This window comes from Enterobacter sp. 3U4, assembly GCF_057224565.1.
In genome coordinates this window covers 2,347,447-2,363,118 of record NZ_CP136665.1, presented here as the reverse complement: position 1 = coordinate 2,363,118, position 15,672 = coordinate 2,347,447, and the positions used below count along the sequence as shown (strand labels likewise).

Here is a 15,672-nt window from a genome sequence, read left to right as displayed (position 1 = left end):
CATATTACGATTTCTTTTACCTGTAGACCTGATTATCATGGACAAATTTGACGCTAATCGCCGCAAACTGCTGGCGTTAGGTGGTGTTGCGCTTGGCGCAGCGGCCATCTTGCCGACGCCAGCATTTGCCACCCTCTCGACACCTCGTCCGCGAGTTTTAACGCTCAACAATCTGCATACCGGTGAGTCGCTAAAAGCGGAGTTTTTCGATGGCAGAGGCTATATTCAGGATGAATTAGCAAGACTTAACCATTTTTTCCGTGATTTCCGCGCGAATAAAATAAAAGCCATCGATCCAGGACTGTTTGATCAGCTTTTCCGCCTTCAGGGCCTGCTGGGCACCAGCAAGCCGGTGCAGCTCATTTCTGGCTATCGCTCTATTGACACCAATAATGAACTACGCGCCCACAGTCGTGGGGTAGCGAAAAAAAGCTATCATACGAAGGGACAGGCAATGGATTTCCATATTGAAGGCGTTTCGTTAGCCAATATTCGCAAAGCCGCGTTATCTATGCGCGCAGGTGGTGTAGGATATTACCCCAGCAGCAACTTTGTGCATATTGATACCGGTCCGGTTCGGCACTGGTAATAACGAAACACAGGAGCAGTATGAACTATCGTATTATTCCGGTTACCGCGTTCTCCCAGAATTGTTCATTGATCTGGTGCGAACAGACTAAACTGGCCGCGCTTGTCGATCCTGGCGGTGACGCTGAGAAAATCAAGCAGGAAGTCGCCGACAGCGGCGTGACGCTCATGCAGATTTTACTGACGCATGGTCACCTTGACCATGTGGGTGCAGCGGCTGAACTCGCTAAACACTACGGTGTGCCGATCGTCGGTCCGGAAAAAGAAGATGAGTTCTGGCTGCAGGGGTTACCCGCCCAAAGCCGCATTTTTGGCCTTGATGAGTGTCAGCCCCTGACGCCCGATCGCTGGCTGAACGAAGGAGAGCGCGTTAACGTAGGGAATGTGACTTTACAGGTGTTGCATTGTCCTGGGCATACGCCAGGCCATATCGTCTTCTTTGATGACCAGTCCCGTCTGCTGATTTCCGGCGATGTGATTTTCAAAGGTGGCGTAGGACGCAGCGATTTTCCGCGCGGCGATCATGGACAGCTGATTCAGTCGATTAAACAGAAGTTATTGCCGCTGGGTGATGATGTGACGTTTATCCCTGGGCACGGTCCGATGTCGACGCTGGGCTATGAACGGCTCCATAACCCGTTCCTTCAGGATGAGATGCCTGTCTGGTAACCCGAATAAAAAAAGCCTGCATAATGCAGGCTTTTTTATGGGCGCAAATTACAGTACGGCGACAATCGCTTCGCACAGTGGCGCCATGTTGTCAGGCGTCATGCCTGCAACGTTCACGCGGCCAGAGGCCACGGCGTACACGCCAAACTCTTCACGCAGACGCAGAACCTGCTCTTTGGTCAGGCCGCTGAACGAGAACATGCCGTTCTGTTTGATGATAAAGCTGAAGTCGCGGTCTGCGCCTTTCTCAGCAAGGGTGTTCACAAACAGCAGGCGCATGCGCTGAATGCGCTGGCGCATATCGTTCAGCTCTTGTTCCCAGATAGCGCGCAGCGCATCGTTGCTCAGGATAGTGGCAACAACAGACGCACCGTGTGCCGGTGGGTTAGAGTAGTTAGCGCGGATAACCGATTTCATCTGGCTGAACGCACGATCGACGGTCTCTTCGTTAGCAGCAACCAGCGTACAGGCGCCTACGCGCTCATTGTACAGACCAAAGTTCTTGGAATACGAGCTGGCGACAATCAGCTCCTGGTGCACGGCTGCAAACGCGCGCAGGCCTTCGGCATCTTCTTCCAGACCACGGGCGAAGCCCTGGTAGGCAAAGTCAAACAGCGGCAGCCAGCCTTTCTCTACGGACAGCTTCGCCAGGTGTTCCCACTGCTCAAGCGTCGGGTCGATACCGGTTGGGTTATGGCAGCAGCCGTGGAACAGCACCACGTCACCCGCCTGCGCTTCGCTCAGGCTTGCCAGCAGGCCGTCAAAGTCGAGAGAGTGGTTGGCCGCGTCGTAGTAAGCGTATTCACGCACTTCCAGACCCGCGGAGTTAAACACGCTCTTGTGGTTAGGCCAGCTTGGGTTGCTTACCCATACGCGCTTCACAGAGGTGTTTTTCGCAAGGAAATCCGCCGCCACGCGCAGCGCACCAGTACCGCCTGGGGTCTGTGCTGTACGGGCACGTTTGTCACTCACAATTGCGCTGCCTTTACCGAACAGCAGCTCCTGGGTGCAGCGACCAAATTCAGGGATACCATCAATACCGAGGTAGTTTTTGGTGGTTTCGTTTTCCAGCAGATACTGCTCAGCTTTCTTAACGCTGGTCAGTACCGGAGTTTTGCCGGTTTCATCTTTATATACACCAATACCCAGGTTGATTTTGCCAGGGCGGTCGTCGGCACGAAACAGATCGGCCAGGCCCAGAATAGGGTCGGCAGGAGCGGCGGTAATGTTCTCAAACATGACGAAGTTCCATTGTGATTACAGAAGTGAAATCCGCTATCAGGTTAACGGTAGATTTACAAAATGCCAACCGTTTGCGACGAAAAGCGTGCGGCTTTTCAAAAGTCGCCATTATTTTCTGTCACGCATAAAAAAACAGGGCCGAAGCCCTGTTCATTAAGCATATAACAAAGTGGTGTTCTGATTAGAACTGGTAAGTCACACCTACAGCAGCCATATCGTCGTTGCCGTTCAGACCGCCAACAGCTTTCGCGTAGTCGGAGTCTTTGTCCAGCAGGTTGATGTAGTAGTCAGCCCACACGTTGAAGTTTTTGTTGAAGTAGTAAGTGGTACCAACCTGGATGAATTTAGCCAGGTCTGCATCGCCACCGCTGAAGCCATTGACGGCAGCCAGGTCTTTACCTTTGGTCTGCACGTAGGAGATTGCTGGACGCAGGCCGAAATCGAACTGGTACTGTGCAACCACTTCGAAGTTCTGCGTTTTGTTAGCGAAGCCAGCGTCACCGTTAGAACCGGTACGGGTGGTGTTACGGGTTTCTGCATAGGTGGTTGCCAGGTAGATGTTGTTAGCGTCGTATTTCAGACCAACACCCCATGCTTCAGCTTTATCACCTTCCCCATCAGCTTTCTGGTTCAGAGTACGGTTAGCGTTGCTGTAAGATGCGATTGCACCGAAGCCTTCGCCGAAGTCGTAACCCAGAGAGTAGCCTACGCCGTCACCGTTAGAGGTTTTAACGTCAGCACGGTCGTTTTTGCCCTGGTACTGAACGCCCAGGCTCAGGCCGTCAACCAGACCGAAGAAGTTGCTGTTACGGTAGGTAAGCAGACCGGTGCTGCGGCTGGTCATAAAGTTATCAACATAGTTACCGCCCCAGGTCATACCTGAGAAGGACGGCGCCATATCGGTGTATGATTCTACGTCGTAAACGATACCGTAGTTACGACCGTAGTCGATGCTGCCAGCATCGCCCGCTTTCAGGCCAGCGAATGCCAGACGGTTTTTGTTAGTCTGAGTACCATTTTCAGCCTGGTTAGCCAGGAAACGGTATTCCCACTGGCCGTAACCGGTCAGCTGGTCGTTGATCTGAGTTTCGCCTTTGAAACCGATCTGCGCGTAGGTAGCGTCGTTATTGTTGGTGTTATCACCGGAAGTCACGAAATCGTGCTCGGCGTTAACTTTCCCGTAGAAGTCCAGTTTGTTGCCGTTCTTGTTATAGATTTCTGCAGCGTTAGCTGCACCGGCTACCAGCAGGGCAGGGATTACCACTGCCAGAATATTGCGCTTCATCATTATTTATTACCCTCATTGGTTTTTTTATGACACTCGCCACTGCCGTCAATAAATTCTGTCAATAAATATTTCCGGAACTATTGATGAGAGTTTGGTGTCTTTATGTATCTGACAGGCATCTTTCCATTCGCCGAAGCGTTTCGCTAGCCTGAAAGTGCTACAATTCTCAAGATTAAGTAACCAAAAGAAAATATGTGTAACTAAATGTGTATTTTTGGGAACTTTGTGAACCACCTCAAACTTCAGAGCGCCCTGGCGAATTAAGCGACAGGGCATATCCTATATATATGAATTCCTTATGATTAATTTGGATAAAGGCATTTCATATAAACAGACGCTAAACGACTCATTTTTTCTTATGGCTTTAAAAGGCCTTCCGGACGGCTGTAAAAGTGGTTGAAATTTGTGCTAACGCCAGAAGGTGTAATAATCGCAATAAGAATGGGGTTTATTTTTTGTGGCTGGATGTTTCGCGGAAACAAAACGTAACAGGTAGTGGTTGTGACGGGGAGAAGGTTTAAAGACGCTGACTTTACGCTGACGAAAACTGACAATACAGAATAAAATAATGGCCAGCATCTGCTGGCCATTTTAGTTTTTTACCGATTAGAAGCTGGCGTTACGTGGAGTACGTGGGAACGGGATCACGTCGCGTACGTTCTGAACACCGGTAACGTAGGCAATCAGACGCTCGAAGCCCAGACCAAAACCGGCGTGCGGTACGGTACCGTAACGACGAAGATCGCGGTACCAGCTGTAGTCAGCTGGGTTGAGCCCCATCTCTTCCATACGCGCGTCCAGCACGTCAAGACGTTCTTCACGCTGAGAGCCACCGATGATTTCACCGATGCCCGGCGCCAGGACGTCCATCGCTGCCACGGTTTTACCGTCTTCGTTAAGGCGCATGTAGAAGGCCTTAATGTCTTTCGGGTAGTTTTTAACGACCACCGGCGCTTTGAAATGTTTCTCGGCCAGATAGCGTTCGTGCTCAGACGCCAGGTCAACGCCCCAGTAAACCGGGTTCTCGAACGTCTCACCGCATTTCTCGAGGATCGCCACCGCGTCGGTATAGTCCACCTGCGCAAAGTCGGCAGAGACGAAACGCTCCAGACGCGCTACGGCATCGCTGTCTACGCGTTCTGCGAAGAATTTCATGTCGTCAGGACGTTCTTCCAGCACCGCTTTGAACACATACTTCAGCATTGCTTCCGCCAGACCCGCAACATCGTCCAGGTCGGCGAAGGCCACTTCCGGCTCCAGCATCCAGAATTCCGCCAGGTGACGGCTGGTGTTGGAGTTTTCGGCACGGAAGGTTGGGCCAAAGGTGTAGATCTTAGATAGCGCACAGGCGTACGTTTCGCCGTTGAGCTGACCAGATACCGTCAGGAAAGCTTCTTTACCAAAGAAGTCTTTGTCATAGTCCACTTTACCTTCCGGCGTGCGCGGCAGGTTTTCCATGTCCAGCGTCGAGACGCGGAACATTTCACCGGCACCTTCCGTGTCGGACGCGGTGATCAGCGGGGTAGACACCCAGAAGTAACCCTGCTCGTCGAAGAAACGATGCAGCGCCTGCGCCAGCGTATGACGCACGCGCGCCACCGCACCAATCAGGTTGGTACGCGGACGCAGGTGGGCGACTTCACGCAGATATTCGATGCTGTGACGTTTTGCCGCCATCGGATAGGTGTCCGGATCTTCAACCCAGCCGGTGACTTCAATCGCAGAAGCCTGAATTTCGAAGCTCTGGCCCTGGCCCGGTGATGCCACAACCACGCCGGTAACAATTACGGAACAGCCCGTCGTCAGGTGCAGAACGTCATCATTGTAATTGGGCAGAGAATTATTAATGACGGCCTGTACAGGATCAAAGCAGGAACCGTCATAGACGGCAAGGAAGGAGATGCCAGCTTTAGAATCTCGGCGGGTACGCACCCATCCGCGCACGGTGACTTCCTGGTCAACGGCGACACGGCCCTGGAGTACGTCGGCTACAGGCACAACGCTCATAATATTCTCTCTGTTAATAGTCGGAAAAAATAAACACTTGTCCACCCTTATGGGGGGATATCTATGTTACCTGCCATCCGCTATCAGACAAGTAAATTTCGCAGTCAAAAGAGAAGAATTGAGAAATAAATAAGAAGAGGGGAGCCTTGAAGGCTCCCGTAAGCGCTTAACTGGCTTTTTTGATCTGGGGAAGATCGAACGCTTTACGCAGTGCGCGGACAAACGCTTTGTCATGGCAGATGGTTTTGCCCGGACTGTCGGAGAGTTTTGCCACCGGCTTGCCGTTACATTCCACCAGTTTGATGACGATATTCAGAGGTTTTACCTGAGGGATATCGCAGGTCAGACGGGTACCGATCCCGAAACTCAGGTTCACCCGGGTGTTGAAATGGCGGTAAAGTTCGACCGCTTTCGCCAGGTCGAGATTATCCGAGAAGACCAGAACCTTGCTCATCGGGTCAATGCCAAGTTTCTCGTAATGGGCAATAGCCTTCTCGCCCCATTCAACCGGATCCCCGGAGTCGTGGCGTAACCCCTGGTAACGCTCAGCGAACTCGGGACCAAAGTCGCGCAGGAAGGCATCCATCGTAATACAGTCGGTGAGGGCGATCCCGAGTTGATTCGGGTACTCCTCAAGCCATGCGGCCAGTGCCGCACGCTGGCTGTTAGCCAGGTCAGGGCTGATCTGCTGATGCGCCTGGAACCACTCGTGTGCCTGGGTGCCCATCGGCGTCAGGTTGAGGCGGCGTGCCAGATCGTAGTTACTGGTGCCAACGAACCACGGCTCCTGCTGCAGACGTTTAACAATAGCCTCCTGAACGTCACGCGAGAAACGGCGGCGGGTGCCAAAGTCCATCAGGCGGAAGCGGGACATGTCCAGCCCTGCGGTCAGCGTGGAGAAGTCAGCGAGCTTGTTTTCCAGCGAGGCGACCGCCTGCGCTACGCCCGTTTCCGGTGAGCGATAGCGGTGAGCCAGTTCACTGATCACCGCCAGAAGCGGCACTTCCCACATGATCACTTCCCGCCACGGACCTTCAAGGCGAATATCCAGCTTGCCGTTATCGTTAACCACGGTGACCTGCTCCGGCTTATAGCGGAAATCGCGAAGCCAGTTCAGGTAGTCGGCTTTGAAGAAAGGCAGGCCAGAAAGCCACTGATATTCCTCGTCCTGCAGCGTCAGATGCTGCATAGCATTGACCTGTTCACGAATGGCGTCTGCGTAGATGCCCAGCAAGTCGTCGCCACGACAGCGGAATTCCGCCGCGACATGAACGTCATAGTAATGGTGGAAAACGGCTTGCTGCATATGCAGTTTATACGCGTCGGTATCCAGCAACGTATGCAGAACTGGAGAAGCGAATTGAGTCATAGGTGCGCAGTAGCATCCTCTCACAGGAGCGTTTAGTACAATAAACAACTCCGGAGTATACCTTGTTTAGTGATTTATTGAACCCCGATCACAACATAAGCGCGTTTTATGGTCGAGGGCATTTTGTGCCCCGTGTTATACAAATGTAGCAAAAAAAGGCGTTGACCCTGAAAAGATGAACATTCTGCATAGCGCGTTTTGCGCAACAGGAATATATTGAAACGTTACTCGACAAACGATGCATAAGGTTTTCTATGACACAACAGCCACAAGCCAAATACCGCCACGACTACCGTGCGCCGGATTATCTGATTAGCGAAATCGATCTGACTTTTGACCTGGATGCCACTAAAACCGTTGTCACGGCGGTGAGTCAGGTGACGCGCCACAGCGCAACTGCCGTGCCGCTGCGTCTGGATGGCGAAGACCTGACGCTGGTCTCCCTGCATATTAATGATGAAGCCTGGTCGGACTATAAAGAAGAAAACAACCAGCTGGTCATCGACAACCTGCCGGAACAGTTTACGCTGCGCATCGTGAATGAAATCAGCCCGGCCGCCAATACCGCGCTGGAAGGGCTGTACCAGTCTGGCGTGGCGCTGTGTACCCAGTGTGAAGCTGAAGGGTTCCGCCACATTACCTGGTATCTCGACCGCCCGGATGTCCTGGCGCGCTTCACCACTAAAATCATCGCCGATAAAACCCTGTATCCCTTCCTGCTCTCCAACGGCAACCGCGTAGGTGAAGGCGAGCTGGAGAACGGTCGTCACTGGGTTCAGTGGCAGGATCCATTCCCGAAACCGTGCTACCTGTTTGCGCTGGTGGCGGGGGACTTCGACGTGCTGCGCGACACATTCAAAACGCGCTCTGGCCGCGAGGTGGCGCTGGAGCTGTTTGTTGACCGCGGCAACCTGGACCGCGCGCCGTGGGCGATGACCTCCCTCATCAACTCCATGAAGTGGGACGAAGAGCGCTTCGGCCTCGAATATGACCTCGACATCTATATGATCGTCGCCGTTGATTTCTTCAACATGGGCGCAATGGAGAATAAAGGCCTCAACGTCTTTAACTCCAAATACGTGCTGGCGCGTACCGATACCGCAACGGACAAAGACTACCTCGATATCGAACGCGTCATCGGCCACGAATATTTCCACAACTGGACCGGCAACCGCGTCACCTGCCGCGACTGGTTCCAGCTGAGCCTGAAAGAGGGCCTGACCGTCTTCCGTGACCAGGAGTTCAGCTCCGATCTGGGATCACGCGCGGTGAACCGCATCAACAACGTGCGTACCATGCGCGGCCTGCAGTTTGCGGAAGATGCCAGCCCAATGGCGCATCCGATTCGCCCGGATAAAGTCATCGAAATGAACAACTTCTACACCCTGACGGTGTATGAGAAAGGCGCTGAAATTATCCGCATGATCCACACCCTGCTGGGTGAGGAGAACTTCCAGAAAGGGATGCAGCTGTACTTCGAGCGTCATGACGGCAGCGCGGCCACCTGCGACGATTTTGTGCAGGCGATGGAAGATGCCTCCAATGTCGATCTCTCTCACTTCCGCCGCTGGTACAGCCAGGCCGGTACGCCGATTGTTACCGTCAAAGACGACTACAATCCGGAAACCGAGCAGTACACGCTGACCATCAGCCAGCGCACGCCGCCGACGGCGGAGCAGGAAGAGAAATATCCGCTGCATATTCCGTTCAGCATTGAGCTGTACGATAACGAAGGCAAAGTCATCCCGCTGCAGAAGGGCGGCCACCCGGTACACCACGTGCTGAACGTGACCCAGGCCGAACAGACCTTTATCTTCGATAACGTCTACTTCCAGCCGGTGCCTGCGCTGCTGTGTGAATTCTCCGCGCCGGTGAAGCTGGAGTACAAGTGGAGCGATCAGCAGCTGACGTTCCTGATGCGTCACGCGCGTAACGACTTCTCCCGCTGGGATGCCGCGCAAAGCCTGCTGGCGACCTACATCAAGCTCAACGTAAACCGTCATCAGCAGGGCCAGCCGCTGTCGCTGCCTGTTCACGTAGCTGACGCGTTCCGCGCGATCCTGCTGGATGAGAAGATTGACCCGGCGCTGGCCGCTGAAATTCTGACCCTGCCGTCAGCGACTGAAATCGCGGAGTTGTTCGAGATTATCGATCCGATCGCGATCGTGGCGGTGCGTGAAGCGCTGACCCGTACGCTGGCTGCTGAACTGGCGGACGAGTTCCTGGCTATTTATAACGCCAACAAGCTTGACGCTTATCGCGTTGAGCATGCGGACATTGGTAAACGTTCTCTGCGCAACACCTGCCTGCGCTATCTGGCGTTTGGTGAAACCGAGCTGGCGAACACCCTGGTGAGCAAGCAGTATCACGAAGCGGATAACATGACCGACGCGCTGGCCGCGCTGGGCGCAAGCGTTGCCGCCGAACTGCCGTGCCGTGATGCGCTAATGCAGGAGTACGACGACAAGTGGCATCAGGATGGCCTGGTGATGGACAAGTGGTTCATCCTGCAGGCGACCAGTCCGGCGGCCGATGCGCTCAGCAACGTACGCAGCCTGCTGAAGCATCGCTCCTTTACCCTGAGCAACCCAAACCGCGTGCGTTCGCTGATTGGCGCGTTTGCCAGCAGCAACCCGGCCGCGTTCCACGCCGAAGACGGCAGCGGTTATCAGTTCATGGTGGAAATGCTGACCGAGCTGAACAGCCGTAACCCGCAGGTGGCGTCGCGTCTGATTGAGCCGCTGATCCGTCTGAAACGCTACGATGCGAAGCGTCAGGCGAAGATGCGCGCCGCGCTTGAGCAGCTGAAAGGGCTGGAAAACCTGTCTGGCGATCTGTACGAGAAGATTGCTAAAGCGCTTGCCTGATGTAAAAGTCCGGTGGGCAGGTAAAAGCAAAACGGCAACCTCGGTTGCCGTTTTTAGTGTTTTCTCCCTCTCCCCGTGGGATAGGACCGGGGGGAAGGCATCAGGCATTAGCCTTGGCTTGCCGCAACTCCGTTTCCCCCCGTTTCATCACCCGATCCAGCACTTCTGCTTCCAGCTCCGCCAGTCTTGCCGAGCCCACGCGACGAGGCCGCGGAAGATCCACCGTCAGATCCAGACCTATTTTCCCTTCCTCTATTAACAGCACCCGGTCGGCCATTGCGACGGCTTCGCTCACGTCATGCGTCACCAGCAGTACCGTAAAGCCGTGCGCCTGCCAGAGAGAGCCAATCAAATCCTGCATTTCGATTCGCGTCAGGGCGTCGAGCGCGCCCAGCGGTTCATCGAGCAACAGCAGGCCAGGACGGTGAATTAACGCCCGCGCCAGCGCCACGCGCTGCTTCTGTCCACCCGAAAGGGCAGCAGGCCATTCATCGGCTCGATTTTCCAGCCCAACGGCGGCCAGCGCCAGGCGGGCTTCATCCCGCCAGCTGCCCTTCAGACCGAGCCCGACGTTGTCGATAACCGTTTTCCACGGCAGCAGCCGCGCGTCCTGGAACATCATGCGGGTATCGTCCTGAATATTCGCAAGCGGCGTTGTCCCTGCCAGAATGTCACCGCCGTTGGGGGCTTCCAGCCCGGCCAGCAGCCGTAGCAGCGTACTCTTGCCGCCGCCGCTGCGCCCGACAACGGCCACAAACTGTCCGGCGGGAATATGCAGATCCAGCCCGTTAAGTATGGTGTTTTCGCCGTAGCGTTTGGTGACGCCGTTCAGCAGTAACGGGGTCCCCTGATTCAGTCGTGCAGTATTCATGCTTTCGCCTCCTGAAGGGTATAGGCCGGGTTCCAGCGCAGCCAGCTGCGCTCCAGCCACTGGGCGCTGACGTCAGCGAGTTTGCCGAGCAGGGCATAAAGGATAATGGCAACCACCACCACGTCCGTTTGCAGGAATTCGCGGGCGTTCATCGCCAGGTAGCCAATCCCGGAGTTAGCTGAGATGGTTTCCGCCACAATCAGCGTCAGCCACATCAGGCCGAGCGCAAAACGCACCCCGACCATAATGGAGGGCAGGGCGCCCGGCAGAATCACATGAATAAAGAGGGAAAAACCCGATAAGCCGTAGCTGCGCGCCATCTCCACCAGACCGCGATCGATATTGCGGATGCCGTGCCAGGTATTGATGTAGATCGGGAACAGCGTGCCCAGCGCCACGAGGAAGATCTTAGCGCTCTCATCAATCCCAAACCACAGAATAACCAGCGGGATAAGCGCCAGATGCGGCACATTACGCAGCATCTGGATGGAGGTATCCAGCAGCCGCTCGCCCCAGCGGGAAAGGCCGCTGATCAGGCCCAGAACCAGACCGATGCTGCCGCCGATGGAAAAACCGATCACGGCGCGCCAGGAGCTGATCGCCAGGTGCTGCCACAGCTCTCCGCTAACGCTTAGCGACCAGAACGCTTCTACAACGCCCTCCGGAGAGGGCAGAATGCGGCTCGACAGCCAGCCGGTAGACGATGCGAGCTGCCAGAGCGCCACAATGCCGATGGGTAAAAACCACGGCGCGGCGCGCAGCAGCCATTTTTGTGAGGTGGCAGACATGGTCACTCCTTAGCTCTGTGCGGCTTTGCGTGGAATGAATTCGTTCGCCACGGCTTCGCCCTGAAGCTGAAGCCGCTGCGGCTGCGGAATTTCCGGAATGGCGACATCCAGATGCGGGAACAACAGCTCGCCCACCTTGTACGCCTCTTCCAGATGCGGATAACCGGAGAGAATGAAGCTGTCGATGCCCAGTTCGGCGTATTCATTGATGCGCGCGGCCACGGTTGGGCCGTCGCCTACCAGCGCCGTGCCCGCGCCGCCGCGTACCAGACCGACGCCCGCCCACAGGTTCGGGCTGATCTCCAGGTTCTCGCGCTTGCCGTTGTGCAGGGACGCCATTCGGTGCTGTCCGACGGAGTCGGTTTTAGCAAACGCGGCCTGCGCCCTGGCGATAGTCTCATCGTCCAGATGGGAGATCAGACGGTCCGCCGCCTGCCAGGCTTCTTCATTGGTTTCGCGCACAATCACGTGCAGGCGAATGCCGAAGCGCACCTTGCGGCCATGGGCGGCCGCCTTAGCGCGAACCTGGGCAATTTTTTCTTTCACCAGCTCCGGCGGTTCGCCCCAGGTCAGATAGAGATCGACCTGCTCTGCCGCCAGATCCTGCGCTACATCCGACGACCCGCCAAAATAGAGCGGTGGGCGCGGCTGCTGCACCGGCGGGAAGTAGAGCTTCGCGTCGCGAACGTGAATATGCTTGCCTTCAAAGGTGACGGTTTCCCCTTCCAGCAGACGTCGCCAGACGCGGGTGAACTCGGCGGAGGCTTCGTAGCGTTCGGTATGGTCGAGGAACACGCCGTCGCCCGCCAGCTCCTGCGGATCGCTGCCCGTCACCAGGTTAAACAGGGCGCGGCCGTTCGACAGTCGGTCCAGCGTTGCCGCCTGACGTGCCGCCACGGTAGGGGAGACGACGCTCGGGCGTAACGCAACCAGGAACTTCAGACGCTGGGTGACCGGGATCATCGACGCGGCGACCAGCCACGCATCTTCACATGACCGTCCGGTTGGTATCAGCACCCCGGTGAAACCGATTCGGTCCGCAGCCTGCGCAATCTGCTGCAGGTAGCCGTGGTCAACCGGGCGCGAGCCCTCTTCTGTACCAAGATAGTGTCCATCACCGTGGGTGGGTAAAAACCAGAAAAGATTCAGACTCATGATTTAGCTCCTTCTTTGCCTGCGGGCTGCCAGATGCGTTCGCGAATAGTGACCTGTTTTGGTACCAGGTGGTTTTGATAGAAGAGATCAGCCGTTTGTTGCTGAAGCGCGGCGACGTGCGCGTCCACGGGCGTAATAGTGGTTGGTGGACGGTGGTTGAGATAGCTCGCGATCACCGGCTCAGGTAAGCCCATGGTTTTCGCCAGCAGGGAAATGCTCTCCTGACGCTGGCTCTGAGTCAGGGCATCGGCCTGGGTAAAGGTATCCAGAACGCCCTGAATAAATGCGCCGTTCTTTTCCGCATAAGGGCGCGCGGCCAGATAGAACGAGCCAGTCTGCTTCAGCGTGGTACCGTCTTTCAGCACGCGAACGCCGCCCTGCAGCAATGCGGCGGAGTAGTACGGATCCCAGATGGCCCAGGCATCAACGTTCTTCTGCAGGAACGCGGCGCGCGCGTCGGCAGGCGTCAGGTAAACAGGCTGAATGTCAGTGAACTTGAGCCCGGCCTCTTGCAGGGCACGCAGCAACAGGTTGTGTGAGCTGGAACCTTTCTGGAATGCGACCTTATGACCTTTGAGATCGGCGACGCTTTTGATATCGCTGTTTTCAGGCACCAGGATCACCTCGGCCTTCGGCTTGGGCGGCTCAACGCCTACATAGACGAGGTCCGCTCCCGCCGCCTGGGCGAAAATAGGGGGAATATCGCCCGTGCTGCCGAGATCGATGCTGCCCACGTTCAGGGCCTCCAGCATCTGCGGGCCAGCCGGGAACTCTACCCAGGAGAATTTGGTGTCCGGGAAGCGTTTTTCCAGAAGCTGGTGGCTTTTTGCCAGCACCATGCTGACGCTGCCTTTCTGATAGCCGATACGTAAGTTTTCAGGAGCCGTTTCTGCGGCATGGGCCAGCGAGGTAAGCGCCATCAAACCGGCCAGTCCGATGCGGGTTAAGGTTTTAAACATGTGCGACTCCTTGAGGCTGACCAAACGCCGGCGCCTGGATATCCCGGCGATGCAGGGCATGCCAGAAGGTTTCCAGAGCAGTATCGAGGCGGGTTTGCAGGTTGGGCGTAAAGTGGGGTTTGTGCTGATAGTCGATGACCTGGGAGTCATCGGCGAAAACGCCGTGGAGGATCTCCTGCGCTTTCAGCGCGTTCAGCACCGGCTTCAGGGCGTAATCCACGGCCAGTAAATGGGCAACCGTACCGCCTGTTGCCAGCGGCAGCACCACTTTCCCGTCCAGCGCGCGTTCCGGAAGCAGATCGAGCAGGGTTTTCAGCGCTCCGGAAAAAGAGGCTTTATAAATGGGCGTTGCCACAATTAAGCCGTCAGCGCCGTTAAGCTGCTCGATGAGCGTTTTAAGCGCTGGGCTGTCGAAACGGGCGTAGAGCAAATCTTCAGGTTCGAAGTTATGCAGGTTCCAGTGGCACACTTCCACATCCAGAGCATTGAGTTTTTCACGGGCATATTCCAGCAGGGCGCTGGAGCGCGAAGGGAATCGTGGACTTCCGGCCAGGGTAATGACGCGCATACTTCCTCCTTATAACTAATTGTTTGCTTTTATCTAACATTCATAACAATTTTAAGGAGTGTGACACCGCGCGTTTATTCCACTAAATGATTTATCTGCAATTAAAATGCGAAAAAGTGCATAAGAAATAGACGGGGAGGTAAACGATTGCGTTTTACGCCGATTTTTTGCCGCAGGTCAATTCCCTTTCGCGCCGGGATCGCCCATAATCCCCTCCCGGTTTGCACACCGGGAATCCAGGAGAGTTCATGTACTACCCCTTCGTTCGTAAAGCCCTTTTCCAGCTCGACCCTGAGCGCGCTCATGAATTTACATTCCAGCAATTACGTCGTATTACCGGAACGCCTCTGGCCGCGCTGGTGCGCCAGCATGTGCCGGTAAAACCTGTGCAGTGCATGGGTCTGACCTTTAAAAATCCGCTGGGTCTGGCGGCCGGTCTGGACAAAAATGGCGAGTGCATTGATGCCCTGGGCGCGATGGGCTTTGGCTCCATTGAAATCGGCACCGTCACCCCGCGCCCGCAGCCGGGAAATGACAAGCCGCGCCTGTTCCGACTGGTGGAAGCCGAAGGGCTGATCAACCGCATGGGCTTCAATAACCTCGGTGTTGATCACCTCGTTGAGAACGTTAAAAAATCCCACTTTGACGGAATACTGGGCATCAATATCGGCAAAAATAAAGACACGCCGGTCGAGCAGGGTAAAGATGACTATCTGATTTGTATGGAAAAAGTCTACGCCTATGCTGGTTATATTGCGGTGAATATTTCTTCACCCAATACTCCAGGTCTGCGTTCCTTACAATATGGCGAAGCGCTGGACGATCTTCTGAGTGCCATTAAAAATAAGCAAAATGAACTCCAGTCGATCCACCATAAATATGTTCCGGTCGCGGTTAAGATCGCCCCGGATCTTTCTGCCGAAGAATTGATCCAGGTTGCCGACAGTTTGGTTCGCCATAATATTGATGGTGTTATTGCGACCAATACTACCCTCGATCGTTCCCTCGTGCAGGGAATGAAAAACTGTGACGAAGCGGGTGGGTTAAGTGGACGTCCGGTACAATTAAAAAGCACCGAAATTATTCGCGCCCTGTCTGCGGAATTAAATGGCCGTCTGCCGATTATTGGCGTCGGCGGCATTGACTCCGTGATTGCTGCGCGCGAAAAGATGGCGGCGGGTGCGTCGCTGGTGCAAATCTATTCCGGCTTTATTTTTAAAGGGCCGCCGCTGATTAAAGAAATCGTTACGCATATCTAATCTTTTCTCTTAATCAGACAACCAGGGCTTTATTTCCAGCCC

General features: G+C 55.2%; 13 protein-coding genes. 4 read left to right on the top strand and 9 right to left on the bottom strand.

Going from position 1 to position 15,672, the window contains the following annotated elements; all coding sequences use genetic code 11:
* The first annotated feature begins 37 nt into the window (after nt 1-37).
* Complete coding sequence (mepK, locus tag RVY89_RS11365) at nt 38-589, top strand: peptidoglycan L,D-endopeptidase MepK (RefSeq protein WP_032639289.1); 552 nt, start codon at nt 38-40, stop codon at nt 587-589.
* Nucleotides 590-609: 20 nt separating this feature from the next.
* Complete coding sequence (locus RVY89_RS11360) at nt 610-1,257, top strand: MBL fold metallo-hydrolase (protein ID WP_484827867.1); 648 nt, start codon at nt 610-612, stop codon at nt 1,255-1,257.
* Between the two features lie 48 nt (nt 1,258-1,305).
* Here RVY89_RS11360 and aspC read toward each other — a convergent pair whose 3' ends face one another.
* From aspC to pncB, 4 genes are all read right to left on the bottom strand, one after another.
* Nucleotides 1,306-2,496: an aspartate transaminase gene (gene aspC, locus RVY89_RS11355; protein WP_047346900.1), complete on the bottom strand. Its 1,191-nt coding sequence runs from the start codon at nt 2,494-2,496 to the stop codon at nt 1,306-1,308.
* A 184-nt stretch (nt 2,497-2,680) separates the two neighbouring features.
* Nucleotides 2,681-3,787 carry a porin gene (locus RVY89_RS11350; RefSeq protein WP_484827866.1) on the bottom strand — a complete coding sequence of 369 codons (1,107 nt, stop codon included), beginning with the start codon at nt 3,785-3,787 and terminating at the stop codon, nt 2,681-2,683.
* A gap of 606 nt (nt 3,788-4,393) precedes the next feature.
* Nucleotides 4,394-5,794 (bottom strand): asparagine--tRNA ligase, encoded by a 1,401-nt coding sequence (asnS, locus tag RVY89_RS11345; protein WP_126302791.1) that lies wholly within the window; start codon nt 5,792-5,794, stop codon nt 4,394-4,396.
* 166 nt (nt 5,795-5,960) lie between these two features.
* The gene (gene pncB, locus RVY89_RS11340) at nt 5,961-7,163 is read right to left on the bottom strand and encodes a nicotinate phosphoribosyltransferase (RefSeq protein WP_484827865.1); all 1,203 of its coding nucleotides are present in this window, start codon (nt 7,161-7,163) and stop codon (nt 5,961-5,963) included.
* Nucleotides 7,164-7,417: 254 nt separating this feature from the next.
* Here pncB and pepN point away from each other — a divergent pair, with 254 nt between their 5' ends.
* Entirely contained in the window at nt 7,418-10,030 is a 2,613-nt protein-coding gene (pepN, locus tag RVY89_RS11335; protein ID WP_371898400.1) for an aminopeptidase N, read from the top strand.
* A 100-nt stretch (nt 10,031-10,130) separates the two neighbouring features.
* On the opposite strand, the gene ssuB is transcribed toward pepN, so the two are convergent.
* The 5 genes from ssuB to ssuE are packed head-to-tail and all read right to left on the bottom strand — an operon-like array spanning nt 10,131 to nt 14,371.
* On the bottom strand, nt 10,131-10,901 hold the full coding sequence (ssuB, locus tag RVY89_RS11330; protein WP_484827864.1) for an aliphatic sulfonates ABC transporter ATP-binding protein: 771 nt from the start codon (nt 10,899-10,901) through the stop codon (nt 10,131-10,133).
* Nucleotides 10,898-11,689, bottom strand: coding sequence for an aliphatic sulfonate ABC transporter permease SsuC (gene ssuC, locus RVY89_RS11325; RefSeq protein WP_236903042.1), 792 nt, complete (start codon nt 11,687-11,689; stop codon nt 10,898-10,900). The genes ssuB and ssuC overlap by 4 nt, the downstream gene beginning before the upstream one ends.
* 9 nt (nt 11,690-11,698) lie before the next feature.
* On the bottom strand, nt 11,699-12,844 hold the full coding sequence (gene ssuD / locus RVY89_RS11320; RefSeq protein WP_032658175.1) for an FMNH2-dependent alkanesulfonate monooxygenase: 1,146 nt from the start codon (nt 12,842-12,844) through the stop codon (nt 11,699-11,701).
* Entirely contained in the window at nt 12,841-13,803 is a 963-nt protein-coding gene (locus RVY89_RS11315; protein ID WP_484827863.1) for an aliphatic sulfonate ABC transporter substrate-binding protein, read from the bottom strand. The genes ssuD and RVY89_RS11315 overlap by 4 nt, the downstream gene beginning before the upstream one ends.
* Entirely contained in the window at nt 13,796-14,371 is a 576-nt protein-coding gene (ssuE, locus tag RVY89_RS11310; RefSeq protein ID WP_023335146.1) for an NADPH-dependent FMN reductase, read from the bottom strand. Before ssuE ends, RVY89_RS11315 begins: the two co-directional genes overlap by 8 nt.
* Nucleotides 14,372-14,619: 248 nt before the next feature.
* Between ssuE and pyrD the strand changes: the two genes are divergently transcribed.
* Nucleotides 14,620-15,630, top strand: coding sequence for a quinone-dependent dihydroorotate dehydrogenase (pyrD, locus tag RVY89_RS11305; protein WP_484827862.1), 1,011 nt, complete (start codon nt 14,620-14,622; stop codon nt 15,628-15,630).
* The last annotated feature ends 42 nt before the right edge of the window (nt 15,631-15,672 follow it).